This window comes from Vibrio sp. MOR3 (assembly GCF_001557775.1).
GTDB lineage: Bacteria > Pseudomonadota > Gammaproteobacteria > Enterobacterales > Vibrionaceae > Vibrio > Vibrio jasicida.
On record NZ_LNRD01000009.1, the window covers coordinates 1 to 19,904 of the forward strand.

General features: G+C 47.4%; 20 protein-coding genes. 19 read left to right on the top strand and 1 reads right to left on the bottom strand.

Features of this window, described 5'->3' with window-relative positions; all coding sequences use genetic code 11:
• The 15 genes from ATB76_RS27370 to fliJ all read left to right on the top strand — a co-directional run.
• Positions 1–167 (top strand): flagellin (locus ATB76_RS27370; protein WP_276306963.1); only part of this gene is annotated, 167 nt, incomplete at its 5' end.
• A 299-nt stretch (positions 168–466) separates the two neighbouring features.
• Positions 467–1,597 carry a flagellin gene (locus tag ATB76_RS16870; protein ID WP_038896146.1) on the top strand — a complete coding sequence of 377 codons (1,131 nt, stop codon included), beginning with the start codon at positions 467–469 and terminating at the stop codon, positions 1,595–1,597.
• A gap of 80 nt (positions 1,598–1,677) precedes the next feature.
• On the top strand, positions 1,678–2,106 hold the full coding sequence (gene flaG / locus ATB76_RS16875; RefSeq protein ID WP_038872115.1) for a flagellar protein FlaG: 429 nt from the start codon (positions 1,678–1,680) through the stop codon (positions 2,104–2,106).
• Positions 2,107–2,126: 20 nt separating this feature from the next.
• Positions 2,127–4,130 (top strand): flagellar filament capping protein FliD, encoded by a 2,004-nt coding sequence (gene fliD, locus ATB76_RS16880; protein ID WP_061035781.1) that lies wholly within the window; start codon positions 2,127–2,129, stop codon positions 4,128–4,130.
• A 3-nt stretch (positions 4,131–4,133) separates the two neighbouring features.
• On the top strand, positions 4,134–4,439 hold the full coding sequence (locus ATB76_RS16885; RefSeq protein ID WP_039974189.1) for a flagellar protein FliT: 306 nt from the start codon (positions 4,134–4,136) through the stop codon (positions 4,437–4,439).
• A gap of 12 nt (positions 4,440–4,451) precedes the next feature.
• Positions 4,452–4,862, top strand: a complete 411-nt coding sequence (gene fliS / locus ATB76_RS16890) for a flagellar export chaperone FliS (RefSeq protein WP_005438665.1) — start codon at positions 4,452–4,454, stop codon at positions 4,860–4,862.
• Positions 4,863–5,147: 285 nt separating this feature from the next.
• The gene (locus tag ATB76_RS16895) at positions 5,148–6,614 is read left to right on the top strand and encodes a sigma-54 dependent transcriptional regulator (RefSeq protein ID WP_038872109.1); all 1,467 of its coding nucleotides are present in this window, start codon (positions 5,148–5,150) and stop codon (positions 6,612–6,614) included.
• Positions 6,615–6,806: 192 nt separating this feature from the next.
• Positions 6,807–7,844: an ATP-binding protein gene (locus ATB76_RS16900; protein WP_038882126.1), complete on the top strand. Its 1,038-nt coding sequence runs from the start codon at positions 6,807–6,809 to the stop codon at positions 7,842–7,844.
• Positions 7,844–9,253, top strand: coding sequence for a sigma-54 dependent transcriptional regulator (locus tag ATB76_RS16905; RefSeq protein WP_038882128.1), 1,410 nt, complete (start codon positions 7,844–7,846; stop codon positions 9,251–9,253). The genes ATB76_RS16900 and ATB76_RS16905 overlap by 1 nt, the downstream gene beginning before the upstream one ends.
• Positions 9,254–9,379: 126 nt before the next feature.
• On the top strand, positions 9,380–9,691 hold the full coding sequence (gene fliE, locus ATB76_RS16910) for a flagellar hook-basal body complex protein FliE (RefSeq protein ID WP_038872101.1): 312 nt from the start codon (positions 9,380–9,382) through the stop codon (positions 9,689–9,691).
• A gap of 14 nt (positions 9,692–9,705) precedes the next feature.
• Positions 9,706–11,448: a flagellar basal-body MS-ring/collar protein FliF gene (fliF, locus tag ATB76_RS16915; RefSeq protein ID WP_095760607.1), complete on the top strand. Its 1,743-nt coding sequence runs from the start codon at positions 9,706–9,708 to the stop codon at positions 11,446–11,448.
• A complete protein-coding gene (fliG, locus tag ATB76_RS16920; RefSeq protein WP_038872096.1) occupies positions 11,441–12,493 on the top strand; it encodes a flagellar motor switch protein FliG in 1,053 nt (350 codons plus the stop codon). Before fliF ends, fliG begins: the two co-directional genes overlap by 8 nt.
• A 112-nt stretch (positions 12,494–12,605) precedes the next feature.
• On the top strand, positions 12,606–13,406 hold the full coding sequence (gene fliH, locus ATB76_RS16925) for a flagellar assembly protein FliH (protein WP_061035782.1): 801 nt from the start codon (positions 12,606–12,608) through the stop codon (positions 13,404–13,406).
• Positions 13,407–13,409: 3 nt separating this feature from the next.
• Entirely contained in the window at positions 13,410–14,729 is a 1,320-nt protein-coding gene (fliI, locus tag ATB76_RS16930) for a flagellar protein export ATPase FliI (protein WP_061035783.1), read from the top strand.
• 6 nt (positions 14,730–14,735) lie between these two features.
• A complete protein-coding gene (gene fliJ, locus ATB76_RS16935) occupies positions 14,736–15,179 on the top strand; it encodes a flagellar export protein FliJ (protein WP_039974184.1) in 444 nt (147 codons plus the stop codon).
• A gap of 36 nt (positions 15,180–15,215) precedes the next feature.
• On the opposite strand, the gene ATB76_RS16940 is transcribed toward fliJ, so the two are convergent.
• On the bottom strand, positions 15,216–15,530 hold the full coding sequence (locus tag ATB76_RS16940; protein WP_038882129.1) for an NIPSNAP family protein: 315 nt from the start codon (positions 15,528–15,530) through the stop codon (positions 15,216–15,218).
• 264 nt (positions 15,531–15,794) lie between these two features.
• Between ATB76_RS16940 and ATB76_RS16945 the strand changes: the two genes are divergently transcribed.
• The 4 genes from ATB76_RS16945 to fliN all read left to right on the top strand — a co-directional run bounded on the left by ATB76_RS16945 (position 15,795) and on the right by fliN (position 19,904).
• A complete protein-coding gene (locus tag ATB76_RS16945) occupies positions 15,795–17,801 on the top strand; it encodes a flagellar hook-length control protein FliK (RefSeq protein ID WP_061035836.1) in 2,007 nt (668 codons plus the stop codon).
• Positions 17,802–17,840: 39 nt separating this feature from the next.
• Positions 17,841–18,341: a flagellar basal body-associated protein FliL gene (gene fliL / locus ATB76_RS16950; protein ID WP_038872085.1), complete on the top strand. Its 501-nt coding sequence runs from the start codon at positions 17,841–17,843 to the stop codon at positions 18,339–18,341.
• Between the two features lie 7 nt (positions 18,342–18,348).
• Positions 18,349–19,395, top strand: a complete 1,047-nt coding sequence (gene fliM, locus ATB76_RS16955) for a flagellar motor switch protein FliM (RefSeq protein ID WP_038872083.1) — start codon at positions 18,349–18,351, stop codon at positions 19,393–19,395.
• Between the two features lie 98 nt (positions 19,396–19,493).
• Positions 19,494–19,904, top strand: a complete 411-nt coding sequence (gene fliN / locus ATB76_RS16960; RefSeq protein WP_005438697.1) for a flagellar motor switch protein FliN — start codon at positions 19,494–19,496, stop codon at positions 19,902–19,904.

Sequence of the window (19,904 nt, forward strand, 5' to 3'; positions counted from 1 at the left end):
ATAACATCAACGAGAACGTGAACGCGTCGAAGAGCCGTATCAAAGATACCGACTTCGCAAAAGAAACGACTCAAATGACCAAGTCACAAATTCTATCGCAAGCGTCAAGCTCAATCCTTGCGCAAGCAAAACAAGCGCCAAACTCAGCGCTAAGTCTTCTAGGTTAATCCCTAACCTAAGACAAGAACCATATTGGCTCGTGGTGAGAGATGAGCGAGTAAACCCAGCTTCGGCTGGGTTTTTTTATGTCTGATTTTTTAATTTAATCGAGTGTTATTTATCCCCAATCGTAATATTAGAGATTCATCACACTTCATTAAGTCGAAGAAAATAATCGCAAAAAATTGAAATTTTCTCCTAAAGGATATTTATAGGCCGCCGTTAAAGGGACTGAGAGAAATGAGATGTACCTAAGTGAGGTGAGAGACACGACGGTACATCAACTAAAGCCTTAAGGAGATCAACTATGGCGATTAACGTTAATACTAACGTTTCTGCGATGACCGCACAGCGTTACCTAAATCAGGCGGCTGAAGGTCAACAAAAATCAATGGAGCGTTTGTCTTCGGGTTATAAAATCAATAGCGCGAAAGACGATGCTGCCGGTCTACAGATTTCTAACCGTTTGAACGCACAGAGCCGTGGTCTAGACATGGCTGTGAAAAACGCGAACGACGGTATTTCTATTGCACAGGTTGCTGAAGGTGCAATGAATGAATCTACCAACATCCTACAACGTATGCGTGACCTATCGCTTCAATCTGCGAACGGTTCGAACTCAAAATCAGAACGTGTAGCGATCCAAGAAGAAGTTACAGCGCTTAACGACGAACTAAACCGTATCGCTGAAACAACTTCATTTGGTGGTAACAAGCTTCTTAACGGTACTTACGGTACTCAATCTTTCCAAATCGGTGCGGACTCTGGTGAAGCAGTAATGCTTTCTATGGGTAACCTACGTTCTGATACTTCTGCAATGGGCGGTAAGAGCTACGCAGCAGAAGATGGTAAAGACGCGTCTTGGACAGTAAGTGACAAAACTGAACTTAAGATGAGCTACACCAACAAGCAAGGTGAAGAGAAAGAGCTGACTATCAACGCAAAACAAGGCGATGATATCGAGCAACTAGCAACTTACATCAACGGTCAGAGCGACGATGTGAAAGCATCAGTAGGTGAAGACGGTAAGCTGCAAGTATTTGCTGCTTCTCAAAAAGTAACTGGTGATGTTGAGTTCTCTGGCAACCTAGCAGGTGAAATTGGTTTCGGCGATGCAAAAGACGTAACGGTTAAAGACATCGACGTAACATCAGTTGCAGGTTCTCAAGAAGCGGTTGCTATCATTGATGGCGCACTAAAATCAGTAGACAGCCAACGTGCGTCTCTTGGTGCATTCCAAAACCGTTTCAACCACGCTATCAGCAACCTAGACAACATTAACGAGAACGTTAACGCGTCTAACAGCCGTATTAAAGATACTGACTACGCGAAGGAAACGACAGCAATGACTAAGTCGCAAATCCTTCAACAAGCAAGTACTTCAATCTTGGCACAAGCGAAGCAGTCACCATCTGCAGCGCTGAGCTTGTTGGGCTAATTGGGTCGACTCAGCCTAGTGATACCATCACCAAAGCGATAGACCTAATCGTTAGCTCATAAGGTGGAAGGGAGATTGTAATGGAAATATCCTCCTACGCATCGAACATCCAGCCTTACGGCACACCGAGTGGCACAAAAGTTGCTAAAGAAAATGGCATAGGCACGCCTAGCACAGCAAGTTCAAACGGTAATACTTCGCCTGTAAAAGCGAAGGAAACCGAACGTGACCTCTCTGTTCAAGCTGCGATTGAAATGGCGGAATCCCGCCAAGAGCTGAACAAAGAAGAGCGCGAGAAAATGGTTGAGCAAATGAATGAATTTGTGAGCGCCATGAATAAAGGAGTGGCGTTTCGAGTCGATGAAGAATCGGGTCGAGACGTCGTGACGATTTACGAAGCCACAACCGGTGATGTAATTCGTCAGATTCCTGATGAAGAAATGCTAGTGGTATTGCGTCGCCTAGCTGAGCACACAGCTAACCGCGGTTTGTTAGTTGAAAAGGTGTAAGTCGTTTTTGAGGTGATTTGATGAGTTTAGGCCCTTTGGGGATGTCTGGTGGCATGGATATCAATTCCATGGTCAGCAAAATTGTAGATGCCGAGCGTGTGCCAAAGCAGCAACGCATCGACAACGAGCGTACGACAATTGACGCCAGCATCAGTGCCTACGGGCGACTCAGAGAATCGTTGGATACGATGAAAAATCTCATGACGAACTTTCGTCAGGAGAAGGCGTTTGCCGTTCGTTCTGTAGAGACAACGGACGACGCAGTCGTATCTGCGACCGCAACTACTGACGCTATAGCCGGTAAGTATGCTATCGATGTGTTGCAGCTTGCACAGAGCCATAAAGTGGCTTCTGACGTTCTGCCAGAAGACGCTAAGTTTGGTCCTGGTAAGCTGCAGATTTCTCTTGGTGATGACACCTTCGACGTTAATGTCCGTTCTAGCTCTAAGCTAGTTGATATCGTTCGTGGAATTAACGGCGCTAAGGATAACCCTGGCGTACGTGCTTCCTTAATTAACGACGTAGAAGGGCCGCGTTTGATCCTTGCTTCGAACCTGTCGGGCAAGGACCATCAACTTAAAGTCAGTGTGGACGCCGAAGCCGGCAGCCCTCTGAAACATTTCGAATACAAAACACTGGAAGACCGAGTTAATGCGCTTGAAGAAGCACGTGAAGCGGCTGAAGCAGTGTTAGGGCCTCTAAAAGCGCCTGAAACCGATGCAAACCAACCGGAAGCGTTGGATGCAGACGGCAATCCTATACCTCCTGAAGAACAACAAGCGGCAGAGAATGTGCCAGATGGCGCAACGGATGAACCGATTTCTGCGGCCGGTGCTGCCGCTGCGAAAGCGGGTCAAGAAGCGATAGAAAAAGCCAATCAACGAGCGGGTATGCGTCCGCAAGACAGTATCCCTGGCTGGACTGAAACCGCTTCAGGTACACTCCTCGATTCTTACCGTCCACCGGAATTAGAGTTGGACGAAGATGCGATCGCCAAAGCGCCAGACGTACCGGGCTGGAACAATACCGCCTCAGGTACGTTGACTGATTCTTACGTCACAACCAAAGAAGCCAAGCAGCAATTAGAGCAAGAAAAAGCCGAGATCGAAGAAAAGATTGCGGATGAAAAACAAGCGCTTGACCAAAAAGTGGAACGTGGAGAACTGACAGAAGAACAGGCAAAGACCATCCATCGCGCTAAATTAGAACCCGAAGAGCGTGAACGTCTTGAAAAGATAGATGTAGCAGAAGCTAAAATTGCTGAGGCTCAAAAATCCTTCGAGGCTTACACCGGTATGGCTCAAGTCCAAGCAGGACAAGACTCCATGGTGATGCTGGATGGTGTTGCGCAGTTGTCGAGTCACAACAACGTCATTGAAGATGCGATTGAGGGCGTGAACCTCACTTTGAAAGGCAAATCAGAGCTGGGTAAACCGCCTGCTGAAATCGGTGTTGAATATGACCGTCAAAGCGTGCGCTCAGATATTGAAAGCTTTGTTTCGGCTTACAACGCGTTCTATCAAACATCCAAAGCATTAGCGAATGTTGACCCAACGACAGGTCAACGCGGGCCTTTAGCGGGTGACAGTACTGTTCGTAATGCTGATTCTCGGTTGAAATCGGTCTTTTCGACCAACATTGAAAAAGCACCAGAAGACCTAAAATCGCTGACTGAATTTGGCATTACTACGACTCGTCAAGGTACGCTAGAAATCAACTACGACATGCTTGATCGTCAGCTGAACAACAACTTCAACGAGTTAGAGAAGTTCTTTGGTGGCAATACCGGTTTTGCCAAACGTGTGGAAGATGCGATTCAAGGCATCACGGGTTTCACTGGCAGTATCCGTACTCGTGAAAAAAGCCTGACTGAACAAAATTATCGTCTGAGTGATGATCAAGCGGCACTCGATCGCCGCATGGACAGCTTAGAGAAGCGCACTCATGCAAAATTCGCTGCCATGCAAGACGCTACTGGCAAGATGCAAGGCCAACTTGGAGCGTTAATGAACGCGCTGGGCTAATAGATGCGAAATGAACTCATTGAAATAAGTGATATTGATCAACTAATTACGAAAGAATTGGAAAAAGTCGACGTTAATGCTGAAGAAATTCAACGTTTGGTCGATATCAGGGAACGGTTATTGCAAAACCTGCTACCCATTGTCGAGAGCAATCCGGTGCTAAAGCAGGAAGCAGAATGGCAAAACTTGCTTATTCGTACCAAAAGAATTGTCGAGCTGATGCAGGCAGAGACTTCTAACGTGGGTAAAGAACTTCATAAGTTCCGTTATGGTCAGCGTTCGCTTCAGCAGTACAAAAAATTTATATAAAAGAGGAATACTATGCGCGGTTCTTTGCAAGCATACAAAAAGGTATCAGTCGACAGCCAATTGAGCGCGGCTTCTCCGCACAAAGTCATTCAAATGCTAATGGCGGGTGCAATTGAGCGTCTGATCCAAGGTAAAGCAGCAATGCAAGCAGGCAATATTCCTGCAAAAGGTGAACGTCTGGGTAAAGCGTTGGACATCATCATCGCACTGCGCAGCTGTCTGTCGATGGACGACGGTGGTGATATTGCATCAAACTTAGATTCACTTTACGAGTTCATGATCACTCAGATCTCGGCAGCGAACCACCAAAACGATCCTCAACCGATCGACGACGTTATCGACATTATTCGTGAGATAAAATCAGCTTGGGACCAGATCCCGACTGAATTCCACAACCTAACAGCTGCTGAAGTCGGCATTTAATAATCAAAACAATACCTTACTTAAATAGTAGGGTATTGCGTCTGATTGCACAGAAAGTTATTCAGTAAAGTTACAATCAAGCTCACACCTCTTTATTGCTTGGTTGCCTTATTTTTTTATTCAAATAAAATAGAAGTCATTAGTGGCCCCTAATGGCTTTTTTTTGTTGCTGATTTTCCTATTTTGTCTATCGTTAATTGAGAGTGGTCCCCCCTTTTTACACTCAATTGCGCAAATCAAGGTCTGGCCGCAACACACCCATAATAAAGGCAATCATTCTTACTTATGCAAGGTTTGGCAAAGCTGCTTGTAATTGATGACGATGCACCAAGTCGTTTAAATATAAGCAATATATTGGAATTTGTTGGAGAAAGTTGCGAAGCGGTCAGTTCTGACCAGCTAGGCGATGTAGACTGGTCTAGCGTGTGGTCAGGTTGTATTGTCGGTAACATCTCGGCGGGTAGTGCTGCGACAACAGTGATGGCTCACCTTAATGAAGCCTACCATATCCCACTTCTCATCTTGGGCTCGTTTCCGCTGCCTGTTGATGACTTGCCAAATTTCGTTGGGGAGTTAGAGCAACCGCTGAACTACCCACAACTTAGCGAAGCACTGCGTCACTGCAAAGATTTCCTTGGTCGCAAAGGCGTTAACGTTGTTGCAAGCGCACGCAAAAATACTCTTTTCCGTAGCCTTGTAGGCCAAAGCCGTGGCATTCAAGAAGTTCGTCATTTGATTGAACAAGTTTCTAATACTGAAGCAAACGTCCTGATCTTGGGTGAATCTGGCACGGGTAAAGAAGTCGTCGCACGCAATATTCATTACCATTCTGCTTACCGTAATGGTCCGTTTGTGCCAATTAACTGTGGCGCAATTCCGCCAGAGCTGTTGGAAAGTGAGCTGTTTGGTCATGAGAAAGGTGCTTTCACGGGGGCATTGACCTCGCGTAAAGGCCGATTCGAATTGGCAGAAGGCGGTACGATCTTCCTTGATGAAATTGGCGATATGCCAATGTCGATGCAAGTGAAGTTACTGCGCGTTCTACAAGAGCGATGTTTTGAACGTGTAGGTGGTAACACCACGATTAAAGTAAACGTTCGTGTTGTAGCAGCAACGCACCGCAACCTAGAGAACATGATCGATGATGGCACATTCCGTGAAGATCTGTTCTACCGCCTCAATGTATTCCCAATCGAGATGCCGGCGCTGAAAGCACGTAAGCAAGATATTCCATTGCTACTGCAAGAACTGATGACGCGTTTGGAAGCCGAAGGTGGGCAACCAATTTGCTTTACGCCTCGTGCAATTAACTCCTTAATGGAACACAACTGGCCGGGTAACGTTCGCGAGCTTGCGAACCTTGTTGAACGCATGATTATTCTGTACCCGAACAGTTTGGTCGACGTAAACCATCTGCCAACCAAGTACCGTTACAGTGATATTCCTGAGTTCCAACCAGAAGGTAACCCATTTACTTCGGTTGAAGAACAAGAGCGTGACGTGTTCCAAGATATCTTTTCTGAGAACTTCAGTTTTGAAGATCAAAGCGATCTAGACCACAACATGAATGCGCCTCAAGCACTGCCGCCAGAAGGCGTGAACTTGAAAGAGCTATTAGCCGATATGGAAGTCAATATGATCAGCCAAGCGTTAGAAGCGCAAGGTGGTGTGGTTGCACGAGCAGCAGATATGCTTGGAATGCGACGCACGACTTTGGTTGAGAAAATGCGTAAATACAACCTACAACGATAGGTAAAGTCTGACGTTCATACGGTTAAACTCTGAACGTTTTGTTATCTTTTCTGACAATAAAACCGCACTTTTCTTAGTGTCAACTTCTTGTCGATAACATAACGCTATGATAAATATAGAAAACAGCTTGGTATGCTAATTGCTTACCAAGCTGTTTTAGTATTTAAATGGCGATATTTCGACAGGCAGTGAATGGACAATAACACCAACCAATCCCATTTAGACTCAGTAGAGAATCAAGTAGAGCGTTACAAACAAGTTTTGGACGTGATGCCTGCTGGTGTGATCTTGCTCGATACACACGGTGTTGTGCGCGAAGCGAACCCAGAAGCACATCGAATTCTAGAGATTCCACTGGTCAACGAGAAATGGTTCAACATCATCCAAGCGGTCTTTGATCCGCGTGAAGATGATGGTCATGAAATCTCACTGCGTAACGGACGTAAAGTTCGCTTGGCGATCTCCGCTTCGGCGACGGGACAGCTGATTCTGATCACCGACTTGACCGAAACACGCTTGCTGCAATCACGCGTGAGTGATTTGCAACGACTGTCCTCCTTAGGTCGCATGGTGGCGTCTTTGGCTCACCAAGTAAGAACGCCGTTATCGAGTGCCATGCTATATGCATCAAATTTAGGTGCGCCAAATCTCCCTCCAGCGACAAGAGAGCGATTTCAAAGCAAATTAATGGATCGACTGCACGATTTGGAGAAGCAGGTTAATGATATGCTGCTTTTTGCCAAGGGTGGTGATAATAAAGTCATTAAGCCATTTAACATTGCTCAGCTTGTTGCGGAATACCAGCCGATGGTGGAAACCGCGCTGAAGAACAATAACATTGACTACTTCTTAGAAGTGGAAGAAGAACAGACTGAGCTGTTAGGCAATGCCAACGCCATTGCATCCGCACTGAGTAACTTGGTGATGAATGCGATTCAGATGTCTGGAAAGGAATCACAAATAGATGTCTTTTTCCGCCCGGTTAACGGTGAACTGCGCATTTCTGTGCAAGACAGCGGGCCGGGAGTACCAAAAGAACTACAAGCCAAGATTATGGAGCCGTTTTTTACCACGCGTTCTCAAGGAACCGGGTTGGGGCTCGCTGTAGTTCAAATGGTTTGCCGTGCCCATGACGGTCGATTGGAACTCATTTCAGAGCAGGGCGATGGAGCCTGCTTTACCATGTGCATTCCGCTAGAGCGAGTGCAAGCAGATACTGGAGAATCATAATGGCGCAAAGCAAAGTGCTGATCGTAGAGGACGATGAAGGTCTTCGTGAAGCCCTAGTAGATACTCTGGCTCTGGCAGGGTACGAATGGTTAGAAGCCGATTGTGCAGAAGATGCGTTAGTAAAACTAAAGTCAAACGCGGTCGACATCGTGGTTTCTGACGTACAAATGGCAGGCATGGGCGGTTTGGCTCTGCTACGCAATATCAAACAGAATTGGCCGAACTTACCCGTTCTTCTTATGACGGCTTACGCAAACATTGAAGACGCAGTATCAGCAATGAAAGAAGGTGCGATTGATTACATGGCGAAGCCATTTGCACCAGAAGTACTGCTGAACATGGTGAGCCGTTACGCACCAATTAAGAGTGACGATAACGGTGACGCGGTCGTGGCGGACGAGAAAAGTCTGCGCCTACTGGCTTTGGCTGACAAAGTCGCGCGCACCGATGCAAACGTGATGATCTTGGGCCCAAGCGGCTCTGGTAAAGAAGTGATGTCCCGTTACATCCACAATGCGTCTAATCGCAAAGATGGCCCTTTTGTCGCAATCAACTGTGCAGCAATCCCAGACAACATGCTTGAAGCGACGTTGTTCGGCTACGAGAAAGGTGCGTTTACCGGTGCGGTTCAAGCGTGTCCGGGTAAGTTTGAGCAAGCACAAGGCGGTACGATTTTGCTGGATGAAATCAGTGAAATGGACTTGAGCTTACAAGCGAAACTGCTACGTGTTTTACAAGAGCGAGAAGTGGAGCGTTTGGGTAGCCGCAAGAGCATCAAGCTCGACGTGCGCGTTCTTGCCACTAGTAACCGTGACCTCAAGCAGTACGTCTCAGAGGGCAACTTCCGTGAAGACTTGTACTACCGCTTGAACGTATTCCCAATTTCATGGCCAGCACTTTGTGAACGTAAGGGGGATATTGCGCCACTTGCAACGCACCTTGCTGAACGTCATTGCAGCAAAATGGGCATGCCAGTACCTAAGTTCTCACCAGTTGCATTAGATAAACTGCTTCAATATCCATGGCCGGGTAACGTTCGTGAGTTGGATAACGTGGTTCAGCGAGCACTCATTTTGAGCGAAAACGGTGACATCGATGCAGAACACATTTTGTTGGAAGGTGTAGATTGGCAAGATGCAAGCAGCCTACAATCTGTTGTGCAAAATGCTGAGGTTTTGGTTCCCGATGTTAAGCCTGTCGCGCAAGTGGATCCGATCAATCGTGTTGCCGCTGGTGGTGAAGGCCTTGGTGGTGAACTGCGTGACCAAGAGTACGCGATCATTTTGGAAACCTTGATCGAATGTAACGGCCGCCGCAAAGAGATGGCAGAGAAATTAGGTATTAGTCCACGTACCCTGCGTTACAAACTCGCCAAAATGCGTGACGCTGGTATCGATATTCCTGCTTAGTACTCACATCAATAGCCATAGGACAAAAGTGTGGGTACACTACGGCACTATTGTCTTATGGCACAGTAATTGCTGTGTCAATAATCAGTTTTAGTTAATAGTCAAACTTTTGGCTTAGAGGTGACAATGAAAGTTGATGGTATTCAAGCACAAATGCGCGCCATGATGGTGGAAGCGACCAACACCGCTCCCGTTGCAACTGGTGCGAAAGTAGGGGCGGATTTTGGCGATCTCCTCACTAAAGCCATCAATAACGTTAACTCACTTCAAAAAACATCCGGCGACCTGCAAACGCGTTTCGATCGTGGTGACGCTGATGTTTCCCTTTCTGACGTTATGATTGCTCGTAACAAGTCCAGTGTTGCATTTGATGCCACTGTACAAATCCGCAATAAGCTCGTTGAGTCCTATAAGGATCTCATGAACATGCCAGTGTAATTTAGGTAATAAGTGTGGCAGACAAGTCTACAGATTTAACCGTCACCGATGGCGGCGCAGATGGTGCACTGATCGCTGGCTCAGATTTGGATGTGGATAGCCAAAACCCAGATCTTGAAGAGCGTAGTGCGTCAAAATTCGATATGGCAGTAGGTGACCTCGATTTACTTCGACAGGTTGTGCTTGTGCTGTCTATCTCTATCTGTGTTGCGTTAATCGTGATGCTGTTCTTCTGGGTGAAAGAGCCGGAAATGCGCCCTCTAGGTGCGTATGAAACCGAAGAATTGATCCCAGTGCTGGATTATCTTGATCAGCAAAAAATCAACTACAAGCTTGATGGAAACACCATTTCGGTTGAGTCGAGTGATTACAACTCGATCAAACTCGGCATGGTGCGCTCAGGTGTGAACCAAGCGACTGAGGCGGGTGATGATATTCTGCTGCAAGACATGGGCTTTGGTGTATCACAACGTTTGGAGCAAGAACGTTTGAAGCTCAGCCGCGAGCGCCAACTTGCGCAAGCGATTGAAGAGATGAAGCAAGTGCGTAAAGCACGTGTGCTTCTTGCTTTGCCAAAACACAGTGTGTTCGTACGTCACAACCAAGAAGCGTCTGCTTCGGTATTTTTGACACTCTCTACTGGCACAAGCCTTAAGCAACAAGAAGTTGACTCCATCGTAGACATGGTGGCGAGTGCTGTTCCTGGCATGAAGACGTCACGTATTACGGTGACCGATCAACACGGTCGCCTATTGAGCTCAGGCTCACAAGATCCTGCCTCTGCAGCTCGTCGTAAAGAGCAAGAACTTGAACGCAGCCAAGAACAAGCGCTACGAGAAAAAATTGATTCCGTCCTGCTGCCAATCCTAGGTTTTGGTAACTACACCGCGCAAGTAGACATCCAAATGGATTTCAGTGCGGTAGAGCAGACTCGCAAACGTTTCGACCCAAATACACCAGCGACACGGAGCGAATACGCACTCGAAGATTATAACAACGGTAACATGGTGGCAGGCATTCCTGGCGCTTTGAGCAATCAACCGCCGGCGGACGCGTCTATCCCACAAGACGTCGCGCAGATGAAAGATGGCTCAATTACCGGCCAAGGCTCGGTGCGTAAAGAATCAACGCGCAACTTTGAACTCGATACCACCATCAGTCACGAACGTAAACAGACTGGTACATTGGCACGCCAAACCGTTTCTGTAGCTATCAAAGACCGTCGCAGCGTGAATCCAGACACGGGTGAAGTCACTTACACCCCAATGTCAGAATCTGAAATTAATGCGATTCGTCAAGTGCTGATCGGTACGGTTGGTTTTGACCAAAATCGTGGTGACTTACTCAATGTCTTGAGTGTGAAGTTTGCCGAGCCAGAACTTGAGCAGATGGTCGATCCACCGATTTGGGAACATCCGAACTTCAATGATTGGGTTCGTTGGTTCGCAAGTGCATTGGTGATCATCGTTGTGGTCTTGGTGTTGGTTCGCCCAGCATTGAAGAAACTGCTCAACCCAGCGAGCGACGACGAAGACGAAATGTACGGACCAGATGGCTTGCCAATTGGTGCGGATGGCGAAACCAGCCTGATTGGTAGCGACATCGAAAGCGGTGAACTGTTTGAGTTTGGTTCAAGCATTGATTTGCCTAACCTTCACAAAGATGAAGATGTATTGAAAGCGGTTCGCGCTCTGGTTGCAAACGAGCCTGAACTTGCCGCTCAAGTTGTGAAAAATTGGATGAATGACAATGGCTAACGATATCGTTCCTCAAGATGAAAATGGCGGATTGCCGGTAGAATTTGATGCGTCCACCATTACTGGTGAAGAAAAAGCAGCCATCTTATTGCTCAGCCTGAATGAGAGTGACGCCGCTGGCATTATTCGTCACCTAGAACCCAAGCAGGTTCAGCGTGTGGGCAGTGCAATGGCAAAGGCAAAGGACCTTAGCCAAGACAAAGTCTCAGCAGTTCATCGAGCGTTTTTGGAAGACATCCAGAAATACACCAACATTGGTATGGGCAGCGAAGACTTTATGCGTAATGCTCTGGTTGCTGCACTGGGTGAAGACAAAGCGAATAACTTGGTTGATCAAATCCTATTGGGTACCGGCTCGAAAGGTCTGGATTCGTTAAAATGGATGGACCCTCGCCAAGTGGCAAGCATTATTGTCAACGAACACCCGCAGATCCAAACGATTGTTTTGTCTTACTTGGAAGCAGACCAGTCCGCAGAAATCCTATCTCAGTTCCCAGAGCGTGTGCGCTTGGACCTGATGATGCGTATTGCCAACCTAGAAGAAGTTCAACCGTCTGCACTCGCAGAGCTGAACGAAATCATGGAGAAACAGTTCGCAGGCCAAGCGGGTGCACAAGCCGCGAAGATTGGCGGCCTGAAGGCAGCGGCAGAAATCATGAACTACCTAGACAACAACGTCGAAGGTATCTTGATGGAACAAATTCGAGACCAAGACGAAGACATGGCGACGCAAATCCAAGACCTTATGTTTGTATTCGAGAACTTGGTGGAAGTGGACGACCAAGGTATTCAGAAATTGCTGCGTGACGTTCCACAGGACGTTCTGCAACGTGCACTTAAAGGTGCCGACGACTCTCTACGTGAGAAAGTCTTCAAGAACATGTCTAAGCGTGCAGCTGAGATGATGCGCGACGATATCGAAGCAATGCCTCCGGTTCGCGTAGCAGACGTAGAAGCGGCGCAGAAAGAAATCTTGGCGATTGCTCGTCGTATGGCTGACGCTGGCGAAATCATGCTGTCTGGCGGCGCAGACGAGTTCTTATAATCCTTTCTTATTCCTCCTGCTTAAGTGGGAGGAATGCACTTCCTTAGTCGCACATTTTTCAAAGCATTTTATTTTAATATCAATTTCAACATAGACAGATTGTAGGTTAAGCATGGCTGGCGATAGAAAACGTGGATTTATCCGTCCTGATGAAGACGATGCGATGATCGAACCGCAGCGCTGGGGTTTGCCTGATTATGGTGAGCCGAAAGCAAAGCAAGCCAAGCAAACTGCGTTTAACTACGATCCAGGTTGGGTGCCAAATTTTGACGAACCGGAAGAAGAGCAAGCGCTTGAGTTGACAGAAGAGCAGATTGAATTGATCAAGCAAGGTGCTTATCAAGAGGGTCTGTACCAAGGTCAAGAAGCGGGCTTTAAACAAGGTTACGACAAAGGCAAAGAAGAAGGCATTCAAGCAGGACATGCAGAAGGTCTGGAGCTCGGCAAAGTTGAAGGCGTGACGGCAGGACAAGAGTACATTCAGCAGCAAGTCGAAACCTTCATGAACTTGGCAAACCAGTTCGCTCAGCCTTTGGAGCTCATGAACGCTCAGGTTGAAAAGCAGCTGATAGACATGGTGTTGTGCCTAGTTAAAGAAGTCGTACACGTGGAAGTGCAAACCAATCCTAAAATTATTCTCGATACGGTGAAGCAGTCTGTCGAGGCGTTGCCTATTTCTGGTCATCCAATCACCTTGCATTTGAACCCCGATGACGTCGCGATCATCCGTTCTGCATATGGTGAAGAAGAGCTCGATTGTCGTAACTGGACGTTGGTCTCTGAACCAGCGCTAAACCGTGGCGATGTACAAATCGCAGCGGGTGAATCGAGCATTAATTACCGCATGGAAGAACGCGTAAAAAGCGTGTTGAACAGCTTTTGTGGTGCAAATCGCCATCAAGGGAGCGAGTAATCCATGCAAGCCTTGGCCGACCGCTTAAAAAACTACAAAGTTGAAGGTTTAACCACACGCCCTGTTGCTTCCGGCAAGCTTGTGCGTGTTGTTGGCTTAACTTTGGAAGCGACGGGTTGCCGTGCGCCAATTGGCAGTTTGTGTTTGGTCGAAACCATGTCCGGTCATATGGAAGCGGAAGTGGTGGGCTTTTCTGGAGACAATCTTTTCTTAATGCCGAGTGAGCAAATCACAGGCATCTTACCAGGGGCGAAAGTGACACCTTTGACCAGCGAGACCGGTCTGCCTGTTGGTATGGAACTACTAGGTCGCGTGATCGACGGTGTGGGTAACCCACTGGACGGTCTTGGTCCGCTTTACACCGAGCAACGGGCTTCGTTCAATGCCGAACCTATTAACCCATTGGCACGTAAACCGATATCCGAACCACTCGACGTCGGCCTGAAAGCTATCAACGGTTTATTGACGGTAGGTAAAGGCCAGCGTATTGGTCTGTTTGCCGGTTCTGGTGTGGGTAAGTCCGTTACTCTAGGTATGATGACACGAGGCACGACGGCGCAAGTTGTTGTCGTTGGTCTGATTGGTGAGCGTGGACGTGAAGTAAAAGAATTCATTGAAGAGATTCTGGGTGAAGACGGACGCCGTCGCTCTGTTGTGGTGGCCGCGCCTGCCGATGCCTCGCCTTTGATGCGTTTGAAAGGCTGTCAAACTGCCCTGACGATTGCCGAATACTTCCGTGACCAAGGGTTAGATGTTCTTCTATTGATGGATTCACTGACTCGTTTTGCTCAAGCACAGCGCGAAATTGCACTGTCAGTCGGTGAGCCTCCTGCAACCAAAGGTTATCCGCCTTCGGTGTTTGCGAAATTACCGGCGTTGGTAGAACGTGCGGGTAATGGCAGTGATGACCAAGGTTCGATTACCGCTTTCTTTACTGTTTTAACCGAGGGTGATGATCTACAAGATCCGATTGCCGATGCGTCACGTGCGATCCTCGATGGCCACATCGTGTTATCCCGGGAAATGGCCGATGCGGGCCACTACCCGGCGATTGACGTTGAGAAATCGGTGAGCCGCGTTATGCCGCAAATCACCACCGAAGAACACGTATTGATGTCGAAAGCTGTGCGCCAAGTGCTCTCCATTTGCCGTAAAAACCAAGACTTGGTGTCGATTGGTGCGTACAAGCCGGGTACTGATCCAGCGATCGATGGTGCGTTTACCCTCAAGCCAAGATTGGACGAATACCTACAACAACGTATGAAAGAATCCGTACCATACGATATGTGTGTCAATATGCTGAAAAGCATTTTAGGTGGGTAATAGCGCATGAATAACGCGATGGAATTCCTACTAGATCAAGCGAAAGAGCGTGAAGACCAAGCGGTGTTGGCACTGAACAAAGCACGCTCAGAGCTTGAAGATTACTACCGCCAAGTCGAACAGATTGAAAAGTACCGTTTAGATTACTGCCAACAGTTAGTCGATCGCGGTATGGCAGGTCTGACGGCCAGTCAATATGGTCACTTAAACCGATTCTTAACCCAACTTGATGAGACTCTATCCAAGCAAAAGCAAGCGGAAAACCACTTCAAAGAGCAAGTCGTCAACTGCCAAGACTATTGGTTAAACATGCGTAAAGAGCGAATGTCTTATGAGTGGATGATTGATAAGCGCGAGAAAGAAAAGCAAATTGCGGAAGCTAAGCGTGAGCAAAAGCAGATGGATGAGTTTTCTACCTTGCTGTATAGCCGAAAGCCGCAACGTTTTTAAGCGTCTCCTGTCGCTATGTAGTATTGTTTTTGTTGGCTACATGTCGACGGATTCAAGCACAGTGACTTTAACCGAGTCTTGCTCGATCAACTCAAACACTTTTGGACGAATGTTGCTAATCCACCAATCATTGTAAGTGTCCGCATAAAGTCTCTGACGATCGGCTTCGCTATCAAATTCTCGTAACCACACAAAATAATCGTGCCCATCTTCACCCGTGTGAACATAGGTGCTTAGGACATGCATGCCTTTGGAGCGTTGGTAGGGCAGCAACTCGTCTTTCATCCACGTTAACCATTGCTCTGTTTTGCCTGTTTTGATTTTGTATTGGCGTAATTCTGTTACTTTCACAGTCGGTCCTCGTCGGTTGAGCAAGGTTACTGTTTACGCCTTGAAAGCGTTTGAGTCAAATTCATCGAACTAAGCCGTTTCTTCTGAGGTTGATCTTGATTCCATCATTCAATCGGGCCTGATGAGCGTCAGAAAACTCACGTTATGCGTTGGCGTGATTTTTGCAATTCTATTTGCCAAACGGGTTCTCCAATCACCTAATTTTGCCATGCAAGGCAATCCGGTAGTGGAATGACTCACGCTGGCGATAACGAGAGTGTCTATATGAATGTGAATTTGTCGAATGTTTCTGCAACCAGTAAGTCATCGGTTTCCGATGCGTCTTCAAAAGTTGATGCAGAAAACCCTGAAAGCAAAGGTTTTTTTGAAACCTTAGCTGGGGTATTTACGGATTCACAAAAAGCAGAAAAGGCCGTCGCGAAGTCTGACACGCCAGAAGCATCAACAGAAATTGAAAGCGAAAGCCTGAAAGTGGCCTCGACAGGCTCTGAAGGTGAGAGCCAAGAAAAAGTCACAACAGAAGGTGAGAAGACCACGTCAGCCGAATCGACCGATGCGTTGCTGATTCAAGGCGAGACAAAGGCAACAAGCGATCAAGGTAGTAAAGCGACGCCTGCAGACTCTGATGTTGACACTGTCGCGGTAAATTCATCGGTTTCAAAGAGCGGCAGTGAAGCCCCTGTTGATACAAAATTTGATTCTGGCCACGCAGGGGATACGTCCGTGGTGGCGAGTGAGACTCAAAAGAACATATCCGATACTCAAGTACAGAGTGATAACGTAAAGAGTGCGATGGGAGAAGGTCAACAGTTGCTTGGTCGAATTGAGCAAGCAAACCAAGCGCTAAAAACTAATGAGTCTTTAGTTGATAGCGGCAAAGCATTGCCACCAGAGGCAGCATTTGCAGCAAAGTCAATGATGACAGTGGATGGTAAGCCGTCATCACCAGCGCAAAAGATCGAACTAGCAGCGTCAAATACGTTACCGCAAGGTGAGATTACCGTGTCGAAACAAGGTGAAACGGTGACTTTGGATGCCGACGGTAAACCAATTGGCCCACACCCTAAGACAGAAGCACAAATTGATTGGAATTCACCGAACACTCAAGCCATGCATGCAGAAGCAACCGTAAACGCGACGACGCAAGCCGCGGTTAACGGCCAAGTTGTCACACAAGGTGCGCAGCCGGTTATTGGATCTGAGGCGTTTCAAAAGACCTTGTCAGCCGACGCTGAAACGATTGACGTAAAACGTATCTCTATCGATGAACTACACGTCATCGATACAAAGTTAGCGCAAGGAAAGCCGCTTTCTAAGCAAGAGAACGATATCATTGAAGGGCTAAAAACGGGCGAACTTATTGCGGATATTCCAGAGCAAGAGTTGGCTCAGTTTGTTGCCTTATCGAGTGATGTAAAAGTCGCAATGGCAGAACATCAAGCAGCTCAACACAATTCTAGAACGGTTGCTTCAACGGTGACCGCTCAGCAAGCGCATCAACTTGCCGCACAGGAACTAAAGCATACGACCGCACAAGTGAACGCTCAAACTGCAGCAACGCCAAATGTCGATAAAGCTGCAATGTCTGTGATGCCAGAGGCACTAGCGGCTTCAACGATGAATCCTGTGAATCAAGCAGCATCGAGTGCTGAATTGAGTAAGAAGGTCATGAATGCTGGCCTTGTTGCAGGCGCGTTGAAAGGTGCTTCAAGTAAGCAAGATAAACCGGAACCACAACTTAGTTTAGCGGGGCAAATTCAAGCGGCAGCAGGTCAACAAGGCGTGACAGCTCAGCAACAAACAAGAGTGGATGCCGCTCAGCAAGCTCAGTTGCCGTTGCAGCTAACCAAAGAGCTGGCGAATGACCAAGTCGCTGAGAAAGTACAGATGATGATATCGAAGAACTTAAAGAACCTCGATATCCGTCTTGACCCACCAGAACTTGGTCGTATGCAGATCCGCATGACAATGAACAACGATCTTGCCAACGTTCATTTTACGGTAGCAAACCCACAAGCACGCGACTTGATTGAACAAACACTGCCTCGTCTAAGAGAAATGTTGGCGCAGCAAGGCATGCAACTGGCGGATTCTTCAGTGCAACAACAAAGCAGTGGTCAGCAGCAAGGTGGCTATGCGAATGCGGATCAAAATGGTCAAAGCGAACAAGGTCGTGGATTTTCTGGCCAGTCAGATGAAAACTTTGATGCCGACGTGAATCTTGATTTGAATGTGGCCTCAAAGCGTGATGGAATTAGTTTTTACGCATAAAATAGCGGCCTAGAAAAAGCAGAACAATAAGAGACAGTAATGGCAGAAGAACAGCTACAAGGTGTTGATGCACCGAAAGGAAAAGGCAAACTACTGGTCATCATTATCGCAGTGGTGGTTTTGCTTATCGGTGGTGGTGCGGCAGCCTTCTTTTTAATGGGTTCTGACGAGCCTGCGCAAGCCGCTCAAACTCAGCAAGCGCAAGCCACGACCGCTGCAGAGCCCATTGCTTACGTTAACATTGCACAACCGTTTATTTTTAACGTGACGGGTGACCGTCGCGACAGACTGGTACAAATCAAAGCACAGCTGATGGTGCGCGGTAGTGAAAATGAGCAATTAGCTCGTTACCACTCCCCACTAATTGAAAGCTCTTTGTTGTCGACTTTCGCATCGGCAACCGTAGAGCAGCTTCGTTCACCTACGGGTCGTGTGGAACTGCGAGATCGCGCTTCAGACGACATCAAAGCGGCATTGAACGCGGCAGTTGGTAAGCCAGTGATTGAGAAAGTACTGTTTACAGATTTTGTAATTCAATAGGTAAAACGTGACCGATCTATTAAGCCAAGACGAGATTGATGCGCTCCTGCATGGGGTTGACGATGTTGATGACGTCGATGAACCCATAGATGCCGGCGACGAAAGTGCCGTCAGTTTCGATTTCTCGTCTCAAGACAGGATTGTCCGTGGTCGGATGCCGACGCTCGAACTTATCAATGAGCGCTTTGCACGACACATGCGAATCAGCCTGTTTAACATGTTGCGTAAAACCGCTGAGGTGTCGATTAACGGCGTACAGATGATGAAATTTGGTGAATACCAAAATACGCTGTACGTTCCGACCAGTTTGAATATGGTGCGTTTTCGTCCACTCAAAGGCACAGCCTTGATCACAATGGAAGCACGTTTGGTGTTTATCTTGGTTGAAAACTTCTTCGGGGGTGATGGTCGTTTCCACGCCAAAATCGAAGGCCGAGAATTCACGCCAACCGAACGTCGCATCATTCAGCTTCTGCTGAAAATTGTTTTCGAAGATTACAAAGAAGCGTGGTCGCCAGTGATGGGGGTGGAATTTGAATACCTCGATTCCGAAGTGAACCCAAGTATGGCAAACATCGTGAGTCCGACCGAAGTGATTGTCGTGAGTTCATTCCACATCGAAGTTGATGGCGGTGGCGGTGACTTCCACGTAGTGATGCCTTACTCCATGGTTGAGCCAATCCGCGAACTGCTTGATGCAGGTGTGCAATCCGACAAGATGGAAACTGACGTTCGTTGGAGCTCTGCTTTGCGCGAAGAAATTATGGATTGCCCGGTTAACTTCCGTGTGAACTTGTTAGAGAAAGACATCTCTCTTCGCGATTTGATGGAACTGCAGCCGGGTGATGTTATCCCAATTGAAATGCCAGAACACGCGACTATGTTCATCGAAGATTTGCCGACTTACCGTGTGAAAATGGGGCGTTCTGACGACAAGCTTGCCGTGCAAGTTTCTGAAGAAATCGAGCGTCCACACGTAGTCAAAACCGATTTAGCCTTCTTGGGTAAAGACATCATGTCTGAACTTGAGAATGACGACGATACAAACGATTAAAAAATCCTTGCTAAAACAAGCCGCCAAGATGTCTCTCTCAATGTCATTGGTGACGAGACTCAAAAAGGCGTAAGCAAGGCTTAACACAGGACAGAAAAATGGAACCAAGTGACGATCAAAAGCTAGCAGACGAATGGGCAGCCGCTCTTGGCGAAGACCCGTCTGCACCTTCAATCGATGTTGATGAGATATTGGCAGCGCCACTGGAAGAGTTGAAAGATACTTCTGCTCCAATTACGGAAGATGAGCGTCGTAAACTCGACACCATCATGGATATCCCAGTGACCATCTCGATGGAAGTGGGTCGCTCGCAAATCAGTATCCGTAACCTGCTGCAATTGAACCAAGGTTCGGTTGTGGAACTTGACCGTCTAGCTGGTGAGTCATTAGATGTATTGGTTAACGGTACTTTGATTGCTCATGGTGAAGTCGTTGTCGTCAATGACAAGTTTGGTATTCGTCTGACCGACGTGATCAGCCAAACTGAACGCATTAAAAAGCTGCGCTAA

Bases quoted from the DNA above. Each gene is read 5' to 3' on its own strand.
- ATB76_RS16870 (WP_038896146.1), top strand. From the start codon at position 467: ATGGCGATTAACGTTAATACTAACGTTTCTGCGATGACCGCACAGCGT.
- flaG (WP_038872115.1), top strand. From the start codon at position 1,678: ATGGAAATATCCTCCTACGCATCGAACATCCAGCCTTACGGCACACCG.
- fliD (WP_061035781.1), top strand. From the start codon at position 2,127: ATGAGTTTAGGCCCTTTGGGGATGTCTGGTGGCATGGATATCAATTCC.
- ATB76_RS16885 (WP_039974189.1), top strand. From the start codon at position 4,134: ATGCGAAATGAACTCATTGAAATAAGTGATATTGATCAACTAATTACG.
- fliS (WP_005438665.1), top strand. From the start codon at position 4,452: ATGCGCGGTTCTTTGCAAGCATACAAAAAGGTATCAGTCGACAGCCAA.
- ATB76_RS16895 (WP_038872109.1), top strand. From the start codon at position 5,148: ATGCAAGGTTTGGCAAAGCTGCTTGTAATTGATGACGATGCACCAAGT.
- ATB76_RS16900 (WP_038882126.1), top strand. From the start codon at position 6,807: ATGGACAATAACACCAACCAATCCCATTTAGACTCAGTAGAGAATCAA.
- ATB76_RS16905 (WP_038882128.1), top strand. From the start codon at position 7,844: ATGGCGCAAAGCAAAGTGCTGATCGTAGAGGACGATGAAGGTCTTCGT.
- fliE (WP_038872101.1), top strand. From the start codon at position 9,380: ATGAAAGTTGATGGTATTCAAGCACAAATGCGCGCCATGATGGTGGAA.
- fliG (WP_038872096.1), top strand. From the start codon at position 11,441: ATGGCTAACGATATCGTTCCTCAAGATGAAAATGGCGGATTGCCGGTA.
- fliH (WP_061035782.1), top strand. From the start codon at position 12,606: ATGGCTGGCGATAGAAAACGTGGATTTATCCGTCCTGATGAAGACGAT.
- fliI (WP_061035783.1), top strand. From the start codon at position 13,410: ATGCAAGCCTTGGCCGACCGCTTAAAAAACTACAAAGTTGAAGGTTTA.
- fliJ (WP_039974184.1), top strand. From the start codon at position 14,736: ATGAATAACGCGATGGAATTCCTACTAGATCAAGCGAAAGAGCGTGAA.
- ATB76_RS16945 (WP_061035836.1), top strand. From the start codon at position 15,795: ATGAATGTGAATTTGTCGAATGTTTCTGCAACCAGTAAGTCATCGGTT.
- fliL (WP_038872085.1), top strand. From the start codon at position 17,841: ATGGCAGAAGAACAGCTACAAGGTGTTGATGCACCGAAAGGAAAAGGC.
- fliN (WP_005438697.1), top strand. From the start codon at position 19,494: ATGGAACCAAGTGACGATCAAAAGCTAGCAGACGAATGGGCAGCCGCT.